This window comes from Dyadobacter subterraneus, from assembly GCF_015221875.1.
Lineage (GTDB): Bacteria > Bacteroidota > Bacteroidia > Cytophagales > Spirosomataceae > Dyadobacter > Dyadobacter subterraneus.
Window position 1 is genome coordinate 4,903,041 of sequence record NZ_JACYGY010000001.1, and the last position, 19,999, is coordinate 4,923,039.

At 39.0% G+C, this 19,999-nt stretch carries 18 protein-coding genes; 9 read left to right on the top strand and 9 right to left on the bottom strand.

What is annotated here, in order from left to right; all coding sequences use genetic code 11:
* Window positions 1-13 precede the first annotated feature (13 nt).
* From IEE83_RS20505 to IEE83_RS20520, 5 genes are all read right to left on the bottom strand, one after another.
* Window positions 14-2,131, bottom strand: coding sequence for a glycoside hydrolase family 9 protein (locus IEE83_RS20505; protein ID WP_228101900.1), 2,118 nt, complete (start codon window positions 2,129-2,131; stop codon window positions 14-16).
* Window positions 2,132-2,476, bottom strand: coding sequence for a cellulase N-terminal Ig-like domain-containing protein (locus IEE83_RS33035; protein ID WP_228101901.1), 345 nt, complete (start codon window positions 2,474-2,476; stop codon window positions 2,132-2,134). It abuts the gene before it with no gap.
* Between the two features lie 259 nt (window positions 2,477-2,735).
* On the bottom strand, window positions 2,736-2,972 hold the full coding sequence (locus IEE83_RS20510) for a hypothetical protein (RefSeq protein WP_194122373.1): 237 nt from the start codon (window positions 2,970-2,972) through the stop codon (window positions 2,736-2,738).
* A gap of 651 nt (window positions 2,973-3,623) precedes the next feature.
* Entirely contained in the window at window positions 3,624-4,298 is a 675-nt protein-coding gene (rpiA, locus tag IEE83_RS20515; protein ID WP_194122374.1) for a ribose-5-phosphate isomerase RpiA, read from the bottom strand.
* A 182-nt stretch (window positions 4,299-4,480) separates the two neighbouring features.
* Entirely contained in the window at window positions 4,481-7,861 is a 3,381-nt protein-coding gene (locus IEE83_RS20520; protein ID WP_194122377.1) for a chemotaxis protein CheB, read from the bottom strand.
* 206 nt (window positions 7,862-8,067) lie between these two features.
* Here IEE83_RS20520 and IEE83_RS20525 point away from each other — a divergent pair, with 206 nt between their 5' ends.
* The 3 genes from IEE83_RS20525 to IEE83_RS20535 all read left to right on the top strand — a co-directional run bounded on the left by IEE83_RS20525 (window position 8,068) and on the right by IEE83_RS20535 (window position 11,455).
* Window positions 8,068-8,487, top strand: a complete 420-nt coding sequence (locus tag IEE83_RS20525; RefSeq protein WP_194122379.1) for a response regulator — start codon at window positions 8,068-8,070, stop codon at window positions 8,485-8,487.
* Window positions 8,488-8,587: 100 nt separating this feature from the next.
* Window positions 8,588-9,466, top strand: coding sequence for a response regulator (locus IEE83_RS20530; protein WP_228101902.1), 879 nt, complete (start codon window positions 8,588-8,590; stop codon window positions 9,464-9,466).
* 903 nt (window positions 9,467-10,369) lie between these two features.
* Window positions 10,370-11,455, top strand: coding sequence for an alpha/beta hydrolase family protein (locus IEE83_RS20535; RefSeq protein ID WP_194122382.1), 1,086 nt, complete (start codon window positions 10,370-10,372; stop codon window positions 11,453-11,455).
* Here the strand turns inward: IEE83_RS20535 and IEE83_RS20540 are convergent.
* The gene (locus IEE83_RS20540) at window positions 11,450-11,830 is read right to left on the bottom strand and encodes a VOC family protein (RefSeq protein WP_194122384.1); all 381 of its coding nucleotides are present in this window, start codon (window positions 11,828-11,830) and stop codon (window positions 11,450-11,452) included. The two genes, IEE83_RS20535 and IEE83_RS20540, sit on opposite strands and share 6 nt — an antisense overlap.
* 169 nt (window positions 11,831-11,999) lie before the next feature.
* On the opposite strand from IEE83_RS20540, the gene IEE83_RS20545 reads away from it, so the two are divergent.
* Together IEE83_RS20545 and IEE83_RS20550 are read left to right on the top strand one after the other, a co-directional pair.
* Window positions 12,000-12,236, top strand: coding sequence for a hypothetical protein (locus IEE83_RS20545; RefSeq protein ID WP_228101903.1), 237 nt, complete (start codon window positions 12,000-12,002; stop codon window positions 12,234-12,236).
* Window positions 12,237-12,281: 45 nt separating this feature from the next.
* On the top strand, window positions 12,282-12,554 hold the full coding sequence (locus IEE83_RS20550; RefSeq protein ID WP_194122386.1) for a hypothetical protein: 273 nt from the start codon (window positions 12,282-12,284) through the stop codon (window positions 12,552-12,554).
* Window positions 12,555-12,633: 79 nt separating this feature from the next.
* On the opposite strand, the gene IEE83_RS20555 is transcribed toward IEE83_RS20550, so the two are convergent.
* Together IEE83_RS20555 and IEE83_RS20560 are read right to left on the bottom strand one after the other, a co-directional pair.
* Window positions 12,634-13,206: a hypothetical protein gene (locus tag IEE83_RS20555; RefSeq protein WP_194122387.1), complete on the bottom strand. Its 573-nt coding sequence runs from the start codon at window positions 13,204-13,206 to the stop codon at window positions 12,634-12,636.
* 262 nt (window positions 13,207-13,468) lie between these two features.
* Window positions 13,469-15,037: a serine hydrolase gene (locus tag IEE83_RS20560; RefSeq protein WP_194122389.1), complete on the bottom strand. Its 1,569-nt coding sequence runs from the start codon at window positions 15,035-15,037 to the stop codon at window positions 13,469-13,471.
* Between the two features lie 257 nt (window positions 15,038-15,294).
* Here IEE83_RS20560 and IEE83_RS20565 point away from each other — a divergent pair, with 257 nt between their 5' ends.
* Window positions 15,295-15,762, top strand: a complete 468-nt coding sequence (locus tag IEE83_RS20565; RefSeq protein ID WP_194122390.1) for a hypothetical protein — start codon at window positions 15,295-15,297, stop codon at window positions 15,760-15,762.
* A gap of 73 nt (window positions 15,763-15,835) precedes the next feature.
* On the opposite strand, the gene IEE83_RS20570 is transcribed toward IEE83_RS20565, so the two are convergent.
* Entirely contained in the window at window positions 15,836-16,273 is a 438-nt protein-coding gene (locus IEE83_RS20570) for an RrF2 family transcriptional regulator (RefSeq protein ID WP_194122391.1), read from the bottom strand.
* Window positions 16,274-16,604: 331 nt separating this feature from the next.
* On the opposite strand from IEE83_RS20570, the gene hmpA reads away from it, so the two are divergent.
* From hmpA to IEE83_RS20585, 3 genes are all read left to right on the top strand, one after another.
* A complete protein-coding gene (gene hmpA, locus IEE83_RS20575) occupies window positions 16,605-17,819 on the top strand; it encodes an NO-inducible flavohemoprotein (RefSeq protein ID WP_228101904.1) in 1,215 nt (404 codons plus the stop codon).
* A gap of 236 nt (window positions 17,820-18,055) precedes the next feature.
* A complete protein-coding gene (locus IEE83_RS20580) occupies window positions 18,056-18,814 on the top strand; it encodes a ThuA domain-containing protein (protein ID WP_194122392.1) in 759 nt (252 codons plus the stop codon).
* A gap of 196 nt (window positions 18,815-19,010) precedes the next feature.
* Window positions 19,011-19,886: an alpha/beta hydrolase gene (locus IEE83_RS20585; RefSeq protein ID WP_194122393.1), complete on the top strand. Its 876-nt coding sequence runs from the start codon at window positions 19,011-19,013 to the stop codon at window positions 19,884-19,886.
* Window positions 19,887-19,999 lie beyond the last annotated feature (113 nt).

A 19,999-nucleotide genomic window follows, 5' to 3' on the forward strand; every position in this document is an offset into this window, starting at 1 on the left:
GCTGCCAATTATTTTAACGCATTTCATTGATTTTGACAAATTGATAACCACGCTTTTTCAGATCAGCAATCAGTCTCGGTAAATAATTATAAAATTTATCCTTACGTCTTGGATCTGTGCCGATATGAATGAGCAGCAAAAAACCATTCAGGCCAGTTTCGGACTGCTGCTCAAAATCGAAAATGGATTTGTAAATTGTTTCACTGTCAACATATCGTTTTCCCATTTCGGGAAAAGTATAGTCAGCACTGCTTCTTGTTCCGGGAGAAAAATTGACAAGTTTCAAACCTAAGTTCCGGGTCCAATTTGCGATAGTATCGTTGTACCATTCATAGGGCGGCAAAAAGTATCCGGCCGCTGATTTGGCAATTTTAAACTTATTTAATTCCTTAAAAGAATTCGTGAGATCCGTTTCAAATTCCTTTTTCGTTACCAAAAGGCTATCCCGCCTTTGCCAGTCGCAGTAAAGCAGATGTTTGTCAGAATGCGATCCCAGATAATTGCCATCCCTTTTTAGCTTCGTAATTAGTGTTTGAAATTCCCTATTGCGATAAAAATTGCCCGTCAGGAAAAATGATCCCTTCACGTTATGCTTCTTTAAACTTTGAGAAATAAATTCTCCGCCGTCACCAAATTCATCGCCTGTAAAAACCAAAGCAATTTGCTTTCTGGTCTGGTCTCCCCGAATCACTGCTCCGTGTGATTTCAAAGGTAGTTTCTCGATATTTCCAGACTTTGATTCATGCTGTTTTGCGGCTAGTAAATAAATCAGAGAAGCAGTTCCGTCCATGGTAGGCTCATTGGTACTGTAATCTCCAAAATCATCGTGATATACAACGTAATCAGATTGAAATTCAGCATATTGATCTTCTCGTTCCAGTTTCAGACCTTTCAGATTCCTGAAAATACTTCCATAAACAGGGCCATCAACCAAACCTCCGTCCAACGGATACTGATATAACAAGGTAAGTGAAGAGTGTGGAAATTTGGGCGTATCACCGTGGGCTGGCAGTCCGTAAACCATACTTTTACCCCATGGATTACAACCAAAAAGCCAGTCAAAGCAAGCCTGTTCAAGCTCCTCATATTTTTTATCGCCACTTATTTCACGATACAAATAACACTGAATAGCAAAAGAAGTTGTCAAATTATTGGAACACCAGATAAACGGTATTCCTCTGAAAAAACCATTTTCCGAAGCCTTTTTCCAGACCTTTTCAATACCTTCCTTGTAGTATGCCAGTAATTCCGTTTTGTTTTTTCCAACTGCTTTTTTGGCTAGTTCGTAATGACCAAAATTATGGAATGGATACCACTGGTAATGTCGCGCGGTGTCCGCACCCATCCAGGGAGTAATTTTTTCTTCTGTGCTATAAGTCAGGGATTGATCAAGATATTTTTTCTCACCGGTCAATTGATATAATGCAGCCGAACCCAGTTCCATGTCATCCGTCCAGTTGTCTTCCTCGTAGAAATACGGGCTGCGGTTTGGTGCGGTTTGGGCTACGCCTGGTTTAGCCAAACCGAGCTGATATGCCGATAACGATTTTTCTCTCAGCATATGCGCCAGCGGCGGATCTGTTTTTTGATAAATTGAAGAGCCCAGTGCAAAAGCACTCGCAAATTTGCCGGCAATAGATGCCACGCCGGTTGATTTGTTTTTGTATTTTCCCAAACCCTGCGGCATTCCTGTTGCAAAATAAACCGGTCGTCCTTTTCCCGGACCAACTCCATAATTAGCCGAATCTTTTGTGGGTAATCTGAAACCTACATGATCACGATCATCAGCCAATTGATTGAAAAGCCAGTCTTTACGCGGATGCATTTTTAGAAGCCATTCAATTCCCCAGCGCGCCTCATCCAAAACATCTGATGTTCCGTTTTTTCCTGCCAATCCGTTTGCCAGATGCTGATCAGAAAATGCACCCGGGAAATCACGGTAGGCAGCGAGCAAATGATAAGTTGCATTAGCAGAAGTAGTTGCGTATTGCAAATAATCCGTAGCATCATGCCAGCCGCCGGATACATCGATTTTTGTTGTGTCTGGCATTGGTCCATACATGGTGTAGCCATCCGTGGTATGGCACGAATCTTTCAGGAAAGGATTAAACCCGCTTCTTTGCTGGCGCATTTAACGAAGACCAAAATCAGCGGCACCTGCATATACATCATGACCGATTTTGAAAACCGGCGAAACTGCATTTCCACATTTTAAATAAAAACTTCCAGGTGTTTTTACCGTACTGAAATTGAGGCGTAACAGCTGATTAAAAGGTCCATATTTTCCATAGCTTTTTCCGACCTTACCTGAAAAAACAACTTTTGAAGTTTCTGAATCTCTAAGTTGAAAAACAGTTGGCAGCGTTTCAGCTTTGGTAGCCCAAACGGCCACTTTGCTTCCGGCCGGTAAATAGCCAAGCTGATTGATCCGAATCCAGGATGTAGCCGGATCATCTGTTTTAAAAGAACTTGCCATCAGTGTGATACTGAATAGCAAACAAAGTTTCCACCTCAATTTTATCACTTTATATCTTAGGTTAGTATTCAACAAAAACTTCCGGAAGCCTTACCAAACTTCCGGAAATTGTTATATAATCCAAGATACTTAAAATTTCAACTATTTGTATTCTTACCTGGATTTGAAAAGTACTTCCTAAGCGCTTTTAACAAACCAGTAGGAACCAATATCTATATACGCTCTACTTATTTCAGTTCTATCTTTAATTTCAATATAACTAAACTAAAACAATGTTGCTGGGAATTGCTTCTTCACCTCCGTGATCATTGGAATATTCCAATGCAAGTTTTTTGCCTGATTCATCTGCTTCTTCAAGTAGTTCAAAAACTTTTCTTTCTCCCACCATGAGGAGCGCCTGAAAAAGTACGTTGGCATATTGACAATCTTCACTTCCTACACCATTTTGCTTGGCCAGGTCGTTGTACTTACCGAATAGATCTTTACCTTTTCCCATAACTTTAAAAGATTCGTCGTATCTCGTTTTTTTTACAATTTAATGAAAATCTATAATTAATCAATTATCTGTTATTTTCTTGTCCGGATTTTTTTTCCGAAGGAAGAAATACTGATAATTGAAAATGTCCGAAATTACGTTGTGAAATATAAAAAAACGTGCTGTAACTCTGCAATTCCTTAATTATCAGGATTCTTTTTCGGATATATTAATAAATAATTATGCCAAAATCATAGATAAACCCTTTTAAGGTTATTGACTCGACCTAACATTTTCTGTTAGATTTGTATCATTAGCAAAATAAGGTTTGGCTAACCATTCATTAAACAAAATTTTTAATTATAGATAGAAACCACTTTTACACTTACCTGCCATAAGTTACAACAATTCCATTTTTGAAATTTTGACTAAACCTAGGTAAAACCTAAACGTTTAAATATTTACGTTAGAAATATTTACGGTCATTCTCATTAGCACTGGATCACACAAGAAAGAATTTCCAGACTCTATATTCGATCTATCGGTGCGGAAGATCGGGTTCTACGAATTGTTATGGCAGCAGGACTAGCAGCGGAAATGGTTTAAATTGATAAAAGCATAACCGTACTGCCAAAAAGATTGACTGTACGGTTATGTTTTACAATACCAGTTTCAGGAAAAAGTTACCGTCGAATCGCCATTTCCCATAATGACCACGCTTGCAAGATTTATAAAAAGCCCATGTTCGACAACGCCTGTAATTGTATGAAGTTTGTCAGAAAGTGTGGCAGGATCAGTAATCAGGCCAAAATCCGTATCGATGATATAGTTACCTTCTTCGGTAATCAGCGGTTTGTCGTCGGTCAAACGGACTTTACCAACGCCATTGAGTTTTTCCAGTTGTTTAGTCACATAAGTGGATGCATATGGAATTACTTCAACCGGAACGGTGAATTTCCCCAGCAATTCCACTTTTTTAGACGAATCGGCAATAATAATTTCCCGCTTTGTCAAAGAAGCAACCACCTTTTCTTTTAAAAGAAAACTGCCTCCGCCTTTAATAAGGTTCAGGTCGGTTGTAAATTCATCCGCACCATCGATTGTAATGTCAATGGAATCAACATCCTCAATTTCCAGCAATGGAATATTTAGTGATATGGCAAGTTCTTTTGATTTATCGGAAGTAGGAACACCCTGTATTTTTAAACCATTTTTGACTCTTTCGCCAATTTCAATAATGGCAAAAGTAGCCGATGAGCCCGATCCCAAACCTACAATCTGATGATCAAAAAGAAGTTTTACTGCTTCTTTGGCTGCCAGTTTCTTTTCATTTACAAAATCTCTCATGGTTGTGCTTAAAATCTTAATCCGGAAATACAGGTAAAAAACCGCTCATTTTTCTGGACCACAAGTAAAGACTTTTTTCTTGAAATTTCAGACTAATTCAGTTTGTGCGATTACTTTTTCTGCCAAAGATTTGAATAACTAATTAAAAGCCAAAACTGTCTTCTCTCAGATCTAAGCTTTTGTCAGGATTTATTCAGCTGCATGGTATCAAATTGCTGAATCGGCAAAATAATATGAAACGCAGCTCCGGCATATTCCTTGGCTTCTACATATATTTCGCCATGATGATTTTCAATAATCTTTTTGGTCAGCGCAAGGCCTATACCCGTTCCCTGATATTTCGCCGGCTGATTAAGACGCTGGAAAATCGTGAAAATCTGTTCGTCGTATTTCTGGTCAAAACCGATACCATTATCCTTGAAAATAATTTCACAATACTTAACCCTACTATTCAATCCCGGGTGTTTTTTTGTTTCTTTTTCTGACAGTGAATGAATAGAAATGTGAATAACCGGCGGGACATTATCCAGGGAAAATTTAAGCGCATTACTGATCAGATTATAAAATAACTGATTCATCTGCAAAGGAATGGCTTCAATAATTGGCAGCGTATCACTGGTTATTTTTGCTTTTTTCTGATCGATCAAAAGCTCAAAATCGTTCAGAATGTCTTTTAACGTTTCATCCAGATCTGTTGGAGCGAAAAGAATATCGTGGTTAATGAGATAAGAATAATTCAACAAATCCTGAATCAGCCTGCTCATGCGTGTGGATGCACCTTCGATTTTTTCCAGGTACGAACTTACCTCTTCTGAAAACTCATTTTTATGTTTGGCCTGCAAACGGTTTGAAAAAGTAACAATTTTACGAAGCGGTTCCTGTAAATCGTGGCTGGCAGCGTGGGCAAATTGTTCCAGCTGCATATTGGTTTGTACAAGATCCGCGGTCCGTTCTTTTACTTTTGCCTCTAATTCTTCCGAGAAATTTTTAAGATTAAGTTCGGCGGTTTTTCTTTCAGTAATATCTTCAATAGCCAGCAAAATTAATTTTTCAGCCGTAACTTCATTCAAAACCTGCCTGGCATTAAGCAACATAGTTCTTTCTCCAAGCGAGGGAAAGTTCAGGATTATTTCAAAATCTTCAAGCCGGGTTTTCTGGGGAAGAATTTTTTCAAGCAATGATCGCAGTACATGGTCGTCCCACTGATTATCCTGCAATTCATAGAAAAGCTTGTCCACTGTATCCTTTTCATTAAAATTGAATTTCTTGTAAAAAGATGTATTCGCCGTTTTGATACGAAGACTTTTATCCAGAATAATCAGCGGTTCTCTGATGGTAGTTACAATGGCCTCTGAATATAATCGGGCCGTGTTGACCTGTTCCTGCTTGTCAAGCAATTCCTGATTCAAAATAACCAGTTCCTCATTGCTAGACTGCAATTCTTCTCTTGATGTTTCCAGTTCCTCATTCAGGCTCTGCATTTCCTCACTGCTGCTTTGAAGTTCTTCACTTGCGGTTTGAAGTTCTTCGTTAGCGGCTTCCTGTTCTTCGGTAATGTTCCGCATATCTTCACGGGTCTGGGCAAGTTCATTTTCCAGGTGCTCAATCCGTAGTTGAGAAGCCGAACTTTCTGAACCCGCACCTTGTCCGGCGGGAAATAATTCCGGCTGAGGCGTTTTCTCGAAAACGATCAAAAAATGAGGTTCAACAGTATTGATAAGCGGTATAATGTCAATCGTTACCAGTTGTTGCTGCCCGTTAATTTTTGATGGAATTCCCTCCTTAATAACCTGCGCATTAGTAGATTTGGCTTTGTATAAGGCATTTCTTAATTCAAAACCTAATCCCTCACGGGCCATTTTAAAAATATTGTAAGTAGGTTTTCCCGGTGACGGTTCAAGAAACGGCGTAATAATACCATGGATGTGAACAATGTCCATCTGGTCATTTACAATCACACTGGCCGGGGTGTATCTGGAAAGTAAAATCGCTTCGGCAGTTTTCCGGAATCCTGTGAGCGGCATATCTGCTTTTGCAACCTTCATATCTTTTTTTGCTGCCAGTTCATCTTTTCGTTCCGTCGCCACATGCATAAAGCGGCCAGGAACTGACTTGCGTGTATAGATTTTCAGGTTTCTGATAAATATGCTGAAAGACTCAGAAACAACACTAGGCGTTTCTGACTTGCCTAATATTAAAAATCCGTTTTTCTGAAGGGCATAATGAAAAGTATTCAGTGCCTTTTTCTGTAAAAAACCATTCATATAGATCAGCACATTCCGGCAGCTGATCAGATCAATTTTTGCAAAAGGAGGATCCTTCAAAAAATTCTGAATAGCAAATACACACATATCCCGAATGTCTTTATTGATCAGATAACTTCCGTTCGTTTCAGTAAAATACTTTTCTAACCTGGCCTCTGACAGCATCTGAACTTCTATTTTGCTGTATTTACCTTCTCTGGCTCTGCGGATGGCGATTTCAGAAATATCAGAAGCAAATATCTGGATGCGGTGATCCTTGATTTTATCTCCTAAATATTCACAAAGACAAATCGCCATTGTAAACGCCTCCTGCCCGGTAGAACAACCTGCAACCCATATACGGATTGGCTCCCCTTCTGCCCTGTTTTTGAATAAAATGGGCAGAACCTTTTCTGATAACGCATCAAAGGTGATGGGATCGCGGAAAAATGAGGTCACAGGAATCAGTAGGTCCTGGAATAATGCCTGCTGCTCAGATTTGTCTGCACGCAAAACTTTCAGATACTGTGCTATATTTTCTGTTTTGGCATTAAACATTCTTCTGGCAATGCGCCTTCGGATAGTTGTCTGCTTGTAATACGTAAAATCCACGTTGCTTTGCTGCTGAAGTAAAGCCAATATCTGTCTGTAAACGGTGTCATTTTTCCAGGTTTCTTCGTCGGTATCCACCTCCTCTTTTCTGACAATTGCAATCTGTAAAAGCTTATCCGGCATTTTTTCAGGGGGCATTACAAAATCAACAACACCTGCATTAACGGCACTTTCAGGCATTTCACCATGCGCGGCAGATTCCTGATCCTGCGCAAAGGTCATTCCCCCATGTTCCTTGATAGCTTCTAGCCCCAAACTTCCATCCGAGCCAGTTCCCGACAGCACGATTCCTACGGCTAACTCCTTATGCACAGCCGCCAGCGACGAAAAGAAAACATCGATCGCCTGGTTTTTTTTGATATTCTCACGAGGTTCAAGTTTGAGTACACCATCGTAAGTAGTAAGGATTTTATTGGCTGGAATAACATAGATATGATCCGGTGCCAAATGAATGTCATCCGTGATTTCGTTAACCGGAATATTGGTCACTTTATCCAGAATTTCCGGCAGGATACTTTCGTGCGACGGATTCAGATGCTGCACCAGGACATAAGCCATCCCGGATTTTTCAGAAATCGCTTTCAGGAATTGTTTGAAAGCATCAAGCCCTCCTGCTGACGCCCCAATACCTATTACCGGAAAATTCTGTATTGTGGCAGGTGGCTGAATTTTACTTTTTTTGGTTAATACCATAAATGAAGGAAACATAAAGATAAGAAATCTATATCAGAAAAGCCGTCTTTGTTTTGTCAGCGGCCGGGTTCATGCATTTGATACAACAATTTGTTTTACAGCTGTATTACTTACATGTACCCTGCCATCCCTATTCGATATCATTAAGCCATGAAAACAAAAACTTTCCATTTCCCTATAATTGGGTATAAGTTGCTTAACTTGCCCCAAACCCGATCAAAATGACAAATGCATTAACATTTATGATTGTGGACGACGATGCCGATGACTGCGAATTTTTCCACGAAGCAATCAGCGAAATCAATCCATTATTCAAGTGCCTAACAGCCAGCAACGGCGAGGAAGCATTAATGAAATTGCGAGGTGAAGCACAGCCTTTGCCCGATTTTATATTTCTCGATTTGAATATGCAGCGTATGGATGGAAGAAAATGCCTTGCCGAATTAAAAAAAGATTTAAACCTTAAAGATATTCCGGTGATTATTTTGACCACCTCGGCTTCACAAAAAGATATTGATGAAACAAAAATGCTAGGAGCGTTTCATTTTATGACCAAACCATCCGAATATCAAAAATTACGAAAAGAAATAGCATTTGTTCTGTCGCAGAACAAGTCAGGACATCCGGGAATTACACTATGAAATGTTGAAAATCTCACCTTGAAAGTTTTATTCTTAGAAAAAGTACCGAAGATTTTATCAGAATTAAGGCATTTACTAAGCCGTGCAAATGATTACCAAAATGACAAATGCCAAAACTATTTACCTTGTAGACGACGACGATGACGACCGGATGTTAATCCGTGAAGCTATTGAGGGAATTGTGAAAAATGTAACGATTGTAGAAATAACCGACGGACAAGAGCTCCTTGAACTTATTGAAAAAGTGAACCTGGAAACGGATCCTTCGCTGATATTAATGGACATGAATATGCCCAGGATGAGCGGTATAGAATCTCTTTCAATTCTGAAATCCAATCCTTCCCTTCGTCATATTCCGATTGTGATGATTTCCACAACTTCCAATAATGAACTTATCAGACAGGCTTATGATCAGGGAATTAATGCATATATCACTAAACCTGTATCAATCCAGGAATACAATCATCTGGCAGAAGCTATCAATGTATGCTTTCTAAGTAACTACCCGACGCTCAAATCTATTCCCGCCAGCATAAACCTGACAACGCAACAAATTCTGATTATAGAGGATAATCATGACCACTGGGAGCTGATGAAATTGACGCTGAATACCAGCATGCCAAATATTAAATTAACCAGAACCGAAGATCGGGAAAGTACACTTCTTTTTTTGACGGACCGGTTAAAAAATGCACAGCCCTTGCCGGAATTAATTTTACTTGATTTGTATATGCCTAACCGTAGTGACGGATTACAAATACTGGCAGCTATCCGGAATTTCTTTACAATGCACCGATTGATGATGATTCCCATTATTGTCATCAGTTCTTCGGATCATATTGATGATATTAAAGAATCCTATCGTAACAGTGCAAACGGTTATATGGTAAAATCGCCGGATCTGGAAGATTCTCTGTTCTATTTTCAGGAGCTGGCTCACTTTTGGAAATCCGCAATTACCTTACCGAAAAAAGTTTAAATACGGTATCTCAAAAGGGTTCTATTTTTGATATATCAACAAAAAAGCACTGCCGAAAATCTGTCTTATTTTCACCAAATCCTTATTTGTATCATGGTAAGGATTTTGATCTGCAATCACGATGATTTGCTTTGCATGTCAATACCTTATGCGTACCAATTAGTTACAAAAATTTTACTACAAAATAATCGAAGTATCTCTACTAAACCATATCCATTTTCGCCCTATTTTTGACTCATTATACGCAGTACCTGTTTCCGAAGCTTTAATGCTCTATGCACATATCTAAGATCCCTCTCAATAAAAATATGTAGCCGGTAACGCTATTTCTTAAAAAATACGGACTTCACACACAGCAGATAAAGCGATTGCACTATATGATTTAACATTTATCAGCGTCTGGGGATGATTGTTTAAAAGACCTGTTTACCCTTCTTCTTTCAGATCATACCCTCCTCATTTTGGGAGGGTATTTTAATATGCAAATGGCTGTATGACAAAATAATCTCAGATACAGACGGTTATACTTGCTATTCTTCTTCAGTGAGTGATTCAAATCTGGAAATCACGTCATTATTAAAATTAATCTGCTGGGACAAAAACTAAGTACAGAGCAGAAAATAATACCCGTTATTAAATACGTAATAGTGTATGTGTGAAATTTGCAGAGGTTGGCTTACTTGATAATTAAATAAGTGTGTGTACAGCCCCCTGAAAAATGTAACACGCATTTATAAGATGAGTGCTAATTTTCTTATGCCAAAACTAATAGTCGGCCAGGAAACCGTTTGTAGAGTAATGGATTAGATGACGTAGAAATCTTTCTATTTGATTTTTATTTCAATTTAGATTATAATTGGTTTCCTTAATTCACCTTTGGTTTCTAAAAACTGATTCAAAATCATGCTTATAAAATCCGGATTGCAGGTTAAACATTTTCTTTGGTTAACAAGCCTGCTCCTGATATTTCAGCTTGAAACTACAAACGGACAACCATACAGCTATGTTCCGGAATCAAAGGTTGAGAAGGATTTTAAAGCTTTATTGGCAAGACCAGCTACAACGCCCAGGCCTTATTCCATCACAACCGTTACGGACTCGATTGTAATTGAAAAAGGTTATTTCTATTCTGAGGAAACGGAAAAAGTACCGTTTCTAATTAATAAACCCGTTTCATCAAAATTAAAAAAACTGCCCGTAATTATTGTTCTGCATGGGACAGGAGGAAGTAAAGACGACCGGGATATCAGAGCGTTATTATATCATTTTTCAAAACTGGGTTTTATGTCCATCGCCATTGACGCGCGGTTTCATGGAGAAAGAGCCGGAACAAACAACAAAAATAATCGACGTTACAACGATGCGATTATTGAAGCCTGGGAAAATAGAGATCCGAAGAAACAAGCGCACCCGTTTTTCTTCGATACCGTATATGACCTTTGGAAACTCACGGATTATCTGATCACAAGAAAGGATGTTGAGCCCTCACGGATTGGTATGACAGGCATTTCCATGGGTGGGATTGAAACCTGGATGGCGGCGTCTGTTGATAAGAGAATTAAAGTGTCGGTTCCGGTGATTGCTGCACAAAGCTTTAAATGGTCACTGGAAAATAACCGCTGGCAGGGACGCGCCGGAACGATCCGCGCTGCACACGAGAAAGTAGCGGCAGATCTTGGTGATAAAACTATTAACTCAGAAAATGTAAAAGCCCTTTGGAATAAAATACTCCCTGGAATTCTGGATGAGTTTGATTGTCCTTCCATGATCCGTCTTTTTTCGCCGCGGCCACTGCTTCTGCTTAGTAATGCTGAGGATCAGAATTGCCCGCTTCCGGGTGCTGAAATTGTTTTTAAATCTGCACAGGAGGCATATCAATTAAAAAATGCATCCGCGAAATTGAAAATTAATGTTACCCCCAATGAGCCACACCGATTTCTTCCCGAACATGAAAAACTTGCGTCGGAATGGTTTACCAAATGGCTATAAATAATTGCTGATTTCAATAAGATTACCATCCGGATCACGAAAGTAAACTGATAACATTTTCCCTAATGCGCCTGTTCGCTCCACCGGGCCTTCTATAATTTTGATATTACCGGCTTTCAGTTCCTCCACAACCTTGTCCATTTTTGTTTCTGCAATAAAACAAAGATCTGCCGAACCTGGCCATGGATACTGAGCTTTGGGTTCGAATTCTTTTCCTTTTTGATGTAAATTAATTTTCTGATTTCCGTATTTCAGAGCGAGGCGTCCGTTACCAAATTGCTCTGTTTCCATCCCCAGAATGTTGTTATAAAATTCACAGGTTATAGTAAGATCTGCTACGGTTAGAACCAAATGGTCAAGTCTGTCTATTTTCATTGATTTACAGGTTTTTTGTTTTGTTATTTTTCTTAATTATTTGCTTTAAGTTGTTTTTATTACCCGTCCGACGGCAAAAAAGCCGTCGGACGGGTGCCCCGAACTATTTTGCTGAGTATTTCAATTTTAAAAATAACACCTGGTTATTTTAGTTGCCTTTAATTCAGGCATGAAAATTGATCATGCTGAAAAACTAACTTCATCAACAATGGCAAAGACATCAAAAAAAGGAAGAAATACGAAAAAGAATAAGTTAGGTGTAAAGAACTCCCTTGTAAATAATATTAATGCACGAAAGAAAAAAGGGATTTCAAAACCTAAAAAGAAGAAAACGGTCAGCAAAAAATCTTACTCCAAAATGAAAAAGAATTGGGGTAAAAAAAAGAAAAAAAGAAAAAGTAAATAACGAACGCCAATCACATTTCCAAGCAAACTTTAAAGCAGAAACAATATGGAAAATCAGCAAAATTTAGAAGAATCGGAAAATAAAAATAAAATTGAAAAACCGGATCCGACTGATGGCGGAAGAAACAGCAATGATAATTTCAACGACGACAAAGTCGATGATTATGGCATTGATTACAGCAAACCGGGTGCTGAGGAAGATTTGCAGTATAGAATTACCGTAAAAGGCGGAAGAGGCCCGAAAGGTGGTGCACGTAATCCTAACGATGATTTTGATAATGACCCTGACAATACCAACGAAGACGATTATAAAGCCTGATATAGCTCCATCATTATTGCATATAAAAATGGCCTGAGGTTTTCGAAAACCTCAGGCCATTTTGCTTCTGTATTTAAAATTATGGTTTTGGCTGATCTTTTTTAATCTGCTCGTTTTTGTAATTTCCGGTTTTTCCCGTATTATTTTTAGTATTACGCTCAGCAGAACCGCTTCCACTTTTCACTTCCAGGTCTGCTGGATTTTGAGATTGATTATTTTTTACGATCGGATGCGCACCACCCGTTCCGGTTAACTTAGGTTCTTTTTTAGGTGCGGCGGCAACTGCCGGTGCAGCAGTTTTAGTGGTACTTTTTGAGTCAGATTTCTGATTCCCGGCCTGTGCATTTTTGCTGGCACCTGCGGTTGCATCCGACTTTCCTGCCGTAGTTTGTTTCGCTCCAGCCGGTAGTGCTGCTGCGGATGGCTTAGAGGTAGCATTAGGTGCAGCTGTTGTAGATGCGCCTGCCGGCGATTTTTTATTGGCGTTATTCGCACCATCTGTTGTTTTCCTGGCTCCCTGTCTGCTGCTTTTTCCGGTGCTGTCTGTCGTTGCTCCTTGTTTTGGATTTGTAGAAAGCGTTGTACTCTGGCCATAAGCTGCACCCGACAAAATCAATAGAAATAGTCCGGCGCTGGTGATTAAATTTTTCATATGCTCGTTGATAAAATGCGTTTTTGTAATGATGACAATTTTCAGTTTGCCATCATTACAAAAAAAATATTCCAGAGCTTTTGCTTAATTTATGAAAACGGGGAATTTGCAGTCCCAGGCCTGTCAGGTATACATTCTGTTTTGATTTACCAATCGGATACCTATTCAATTTAATTCCGAAAAACTTGTTTGCCGGTACGATTGGGGAAGCTATTGCCGGCTTAGGGGAACTTCCGGCAACATGGATTTTCTAAAAGTTCATCTACCTATTCATTCGTTTTAGGTCCAGATCCTGAAAGTCGAAGCTAAAATCTGTGAGTGGAGAAATTGCCTCCATTTTTATTGATGACGGTTTTCCATCCTTATCGGTTTGAAAATACAAGTAAGCATCTGCATCAAAATTGCGCCTGTCCCATTTCACAATGAACGTATTATTTTTATAAAATAAAACTTCGCCGCTGAGTTTTGGCGACCGTTTTGCGTCAAACCTGAACTTCCCATTTTTTTCGCTAAGTGTAATATCACCCAGCCAGTCATCGTGATAAATTCCGGCAAAGGCTTTGTAATTTACCTTAACGGTATTTTTCTTTTGTTCCGCAGCAATAGCCGTCCATATACTGTTGGTAATCGAATCCGCCTCCATAAAGCCAGCCTTTGATCTTTCAGAATACATTTTGACTCGGTCAGTTGCGGGGATATCCAGGTAGCTGTCTTTGATGGTGTTACTGATTGCCGAAAATGCTGCTCCTGACTGCTGATTCGTAAAAACGATAATTCCCAGTTGAAGTTCGGGGAGCAATGTAACCTGCGTTACCATTCCGCCCAAACCACCCGTATGCCCTACCTGTTTGTAACCTTTTACATCACTTAAAAACCAGCCCAAACCGTAAGCGCTGAAATGCGTGTTATATGGAGGCGTGGCATTTGCCGGTATGATGGTTTGCGGAGACCACATTTCCCGGTGTACATTCTTACTGAAAAGTTGTTTGCTCAACCCTTCACCATATTTTCCGCCGTTCATCTGCATGATAATCCACTTGCTCATATCGGCCACACTGGAATTAATTCCGCCTGCTGAATTACCGAATTTGAACATGTCCCTTGGAATGACCTGCACTTTCCCGTTAACCGGCGCATGGGCATCGATTGCATTGGATTTATCCTTCACCCGGGTCCAGGTACCGGCGCTGTTGTTCATCCCCAGCGGTTTCATAATCCGTTCCTCCACAAATTCCTCATAACTTTTGCCACTTACGCGCTCAATCACCTCCCCCGCTACCATATACAGGAGATTATCATAATCGTATTTAGTCCGGAAACCGGAAACCGGTTTGAGATAGCGAAGATTATAAATTATGTCTTTTATGGTGAAGTCCGAGGAATCCGGCCAGAACATCAAATCGCCGGCACCCAATCCCAGCCCGCTCCTATGCGTGAGCAAATCGCGGATCGTAAATTCCTCGGTGACGTACGCATTATACATTCTGAATTCAGGAATGTAATCGATCACTTTATCGTCCCATTTCAATTTCCCTTCGTCCATCAAAATACCGAGTGAGGCGGCTGTGAAAGCCTTACTATTTGACGCTATACCAAACAGCGTATTTTCATCAACTTTTTCCTTTGTTTTCAATGAACGCACGCCATAACCTTTGGAGTGAATCACCTTTCCGTCCTTTACAATGGCTACTGCAATACCCGGAACGTCGAATGCAACCAGTGTCTTTTCAACCAGTTCATCAATTTGTTTTGAAGTAAGCGGCTGTGCGGCGACTTTAAGATAATTGCCAAAAATGATACTGATTAACAGGAGTGTAGAGTAAATTTTCATAAAATAAAATTCGATTTTGGGGCTCTTTTTTCAAATGCAATATAAATAATCCCGGTGTCAAACTGAATTTTATATGATCATGCGATTGGGTTATTAAGGCTGCCGATTTGAATTGTAGAACAAATCTCAAAAAACATCAGATTTGTCGTATAGATCATAGAATTAATTTTAGACTCTCATAGTCATAAATAACTTTTGTAACCGTATCTTTGTTATTAGCGAAAACCCTGTAAAAATTCCTCAAACATAAGCTTGTTATGTACAATCTTTTGATTTTTGAAAGCGATTCCATTTTTAAGATTGGAATAGCAAACCGTTTAGAAAAAGAGAATAAACACATTACAATTGAGACTGCTTCAAGCATTAGTAAAGTTTTGCAAAAGTCGCTTTTCATGGCTAGCGAACAAAAGGACGGCTATGATTTATTTATCGTTTCTGTGAACAAACAGGAGGATAATGTGATCTCATTTATTCAATATGTGATCAAGAATAAACCGGAACTCCCCATTCTTATCTTTTCTTATGAAACCAACGACTGGCTGTTAAAACAGGGAATTAATTGCAAACAAAACCTTGGGCGGTATATCAAAAAAGTATCCTGCTGGCAGGATATTCAGCAGGAGGTTAAAAAGCTTCTGGCCGATCCGGTTATTCTTTCTTCGTCTTCAACAAGGGAAATTAATCCGGATTTCAGCCTTCCAAGCCGCAGAGTTAGTGATATTTAGTTTGATATAGAGTATAGGAAATACCCCGTCCTTGTTTTATTCACATGGCCGGGGTCTATATTTTTAAACATTTTTACCTTTCCTTTATAAAGCTCAAACCCAGATTAAGACTTTCATTGAAATCGCCAATAGTAGCGGAATCAAGCGTCGTCTGGATCTTACTTCGAATGATTTTAAATTCGTTGTGCAAGGGACATGGTTTGGTTTCCGAGCAATTTTTAAGACCCAGTCCACATCCTATAAAAATATTGTCACCATCCACCGCCCTGACAATATCTGCCAGCGTTTTCTTCTTAGAATCCTGATCAATATAGAAACCACCGTTAGGACCTTTGCTGGATTGCACAAGTCCGCGTTTGCTTAGATCCTGTAAAATTTTTGCAATAAAATGTACAGGTGAATCTATACCCGCAGCAATTTCCCTGATGCCTATCTTATCACCATTTTCGGATTTCTGGGCAATAAAAATTACTGCTCTTATCGCATATTCACATGTTTTTGAAAAAACCATTTCTTATTCATTTACATGACAAAGATACCTAATATCAATCAAGTAAAAGATATAAAACTCTTTTATTTTGTTCTCATGGAATTCTTGCCGCAATCATCCTAACTTTTAAGTTTTCAAAAATTTTAAATGAATTTTCAAAAACCATCCCCTACCATTTTTGATAAATCAAGACGTAAATAATAAAAGAGTAAAATATCTTTTATTATTTAATTTTAACATTACCTTTGCTGAATCAAATAATAATCAGAAAAAAATCGTCTTACAATAAAAGATAAAAAGGTATTAATATATTTTAAATAAAATCATTTTTATAAATTTCAACTTAATTCATATGATTACGGCAGATCAGAAAAACATCATCAAATCAACCGTTCCCGTTTTAAAGGAAAACGGAGTTTTGCTAACTGACCACTTCTACAAACGCATGTTTGTGCACAATCCGGAGCTCAAAAATATTTTTAACATGAGCAACCAGCAAAACAGCAGACAACAAACTGCTCTTGCCATGGCTATTTTGGCTTATGCAGAAAATATTGAAAATCCTGCGGTTTTAATGCCGGCGGTAAACGGTATAGGGCAGAAACATGTAAGTCTGGATATTCGTCCGGAACATTATATCATTGTAGGAAAACACCTTATCGTTTCCATAGGTGAAGTTTTGGGAGAAGCGGCAACGCCAGAAATCCTGGATGCCTGGGAAGTAGCCTACAACCAGTTGGCGCAGATTATGTCCGGGCATGAACATAAATTATATAGTGAAAAAGTGAACACCAAAGGTGGCTGGATCGGCTGGAAACCTTTTGTTGTGAAAGAAAAAATAGTTGAGTCCTCGGAAATTACATCTTTCCATTTGTATCCGGCAGATCAAGGCCCTTTAGCTGATTTTATACCTGGGCAATATCTGAGCGTCCGGCTTTTTATTCCTGAACTAAATCTGCTTCAACCGAGACAATATAGTATTTCAAATGCTCCAAATGGCTCTTATTACCGGATTTCGGTTAAAAAAGAGACAGCGGCAAATTTGAACCCTGATGGACTGATCAGCAACCGTCTGCATGATTTCGTTCACGTCGGCGATATTCTGGAAGTTACTGCACCGGCAGGAAGTTTCATGCTGGCTAATAATAATGATCATCCGGTAGTTTTCATCAGCGGCGGTGTCGGCCAAACTCCGCTGATCAGTATGCTGGAAGAATTGATTAAAAGCGGAAGCAAAAAGCCTGTTACCTGGATTCATGGTTGCCGGGATAAAAATGTTCACGCTTTTAAGGAAACAATTGAATATTGGTCAGGACAGAAACAAGCTGTAAAAAAACATATTTTCTATGACCAGGTGGATCAGGAATCAGCTGGGGAAACTTTATACCAAGGCTGGGTTGACCTTAATGTTTTGGGCGATGAATTATTAAAACTGGACACGGAATATTATATCTGCGGCCCGGGACCATTTATTACCAAACATTATAAAGAACTTGTTGCAAAGGGAATTCGGGCAGAAGCAATTCATTTTGAAGAATTTGGCCCGCAAACATTGCATTTAAATTAACAGAAACGATATTTTTATCCGCAATCGAAGTTGGGGACAGATTTTTAGTGTGCGGATTTAGTATTAATTTGTTGATTCTGGAAATTTCAGCCCGCTTACGAATAGGCAGCTTCAAAGATTATGGGTTGAAGATGAAAGTATATTTAGGCTAACCTTTGTCTTTATGTTACGTGTAATCGGGCAGGTAGAAAACTTCAGATTCCGGGACATATTAAACCATATTAATTTTATTCACAATGCTAAAAAAATCACTGGTACTTCTGCTTGTCATTGCAAGTGCAGTTTCCGCCCAGGCTCAGCAATTCAAAGTATTGCTATTTACAAAAACAGCAGGATTTCATCACGAGTCTATTCATGAAGGCGTTGATGGCGTAAGGAAACTTGCAGCAAGACATAATTTCACTGTCGACTGGCAAGAAAATGCCTCTGTTTTTAATGAAAAACAACTTAAAGATTACGCTGCTGTCATTTTCCTTAACACAACGGGCGACATTTTGAACGAGGAGCAACAGACTGCTTTTGAAAAATTCATTCAGTCTGGAAAGGGCTGGGTGGGAATACACGCGGCTGCCGACACTGAGTATGAATGGCCGTGGTATACCAAAATGGTTGGGATGATGTTTAAAATTCATCCATCTCAACAGACTGCTTATCTGGATGTTGTGGATAGTAATTTCCCAGGTCTTGAACGATTTCCAAAAAGAATGCTTTGGACTGATGAATGGTACGAATATCAAAAACCATACAAATCCAATGACCTGAAATTCCTGATTGGCCTGGACGAAAAAACTTACGATCCAAAAACGAAATGGGGTGATAATGAAGGAAAAGGTATGGGAGATTTTCACCCGATGTCATGGTATCACAAATATGATGGTGGCCGCGCGTTCTACACCGGTCTTGGCCACATCGGACTTGTGTATTCAGACCAGTCTTTCCTTGATCATTTGTATGGCGGGATTTATTGGGCTGCTACCGGGAAAGGAATTAAGTAAACCATATTTGACCAGAAATAGTAAAATATAATTTTGAACTGCCTTGTTTTGTTAACAGGGCAGTTTTTTTGTTTCCTATTTTTAAAATCAATGTTGAATTTAAATCAGGAATAGGCAGGATCATAACCGTTTCTGACGTAATTTCCCACATTAAAAAAATGGAATAGAACAAATCCGCCTACCAAAACATAAACAAATGAAGATCATCATTACAATCTTGCTCATTACATTTTCTACAAGTCTGACTTTTGCGCAAACAAAAAAGCAAGAACAAAAAGATGAAAGCAAACCCTTTGTACTCGGAGTTATTGACGAAATCCAATCAGCTACCCTATCCGAGAAAAGAATTTTAAATATTTATCTTCCAGAGGGTTATAACAGGAAAGACACAACCAGATATCCGGTTGTTTATCTGCTTGATGGCTCGGCTGATGAAGATTTTATTCATATCAGCGGACTTTTTCAATTTAATAATTTTTCCTGGATCAACCGTGTTCCAAAATCGATTGTTGTAGGCATTGCAAACGTCGATCGTAAAAGAGATTTTACTTTTCCCACAACGCTGGATGCGGATAAAAAAAGATTTCCAACCACAGGCCATTCGGAGAAATTCATTACTTTTTTGGAAAAAGAATTGCAGCCGTTTATTGAAAAAAAATATAAAAGCAATGCTTCCAAAATGCTTATCGGTCAATCCTTTGGCGGACTTTTGGCTACTGAAATTTTACTAAAAAAGCCGACATTATTTTCAAAGTATATCATCATCAGTCCAAGTATGTGGTGGGATAATGGTTCACTTTTCAAACAATCCTCTCCTATTTTGCAACCTGAATTTTCGCAAAAAACTGATGTCTATATTGGCGTAGGAAAAGAAGGATTGACTCCCGGCGATAATCCTCGTGTCATGGAAGTCGATGCCAACTTGTTGGTTGAAAAACTGAGGAAAACAAAAAGTAAAAACGTCAACATTTACTTTGATTATTTACCGGAAGAAGATCACGCAACGATAACGCATCAGGCCGTTTTTAATGCGCTGAGATTACTTTTCCCTGTCAATAATAAAGCCGAATAAGAAGAATGGAAAAAAATTATGGTTGATAAAACTTTTTCATTTTCCAGAATAGTGAAGATTTTTTGCTGACCAGCCTTTTGGCTCTTTAAAGATCAATTGCCAGGTACATTAAC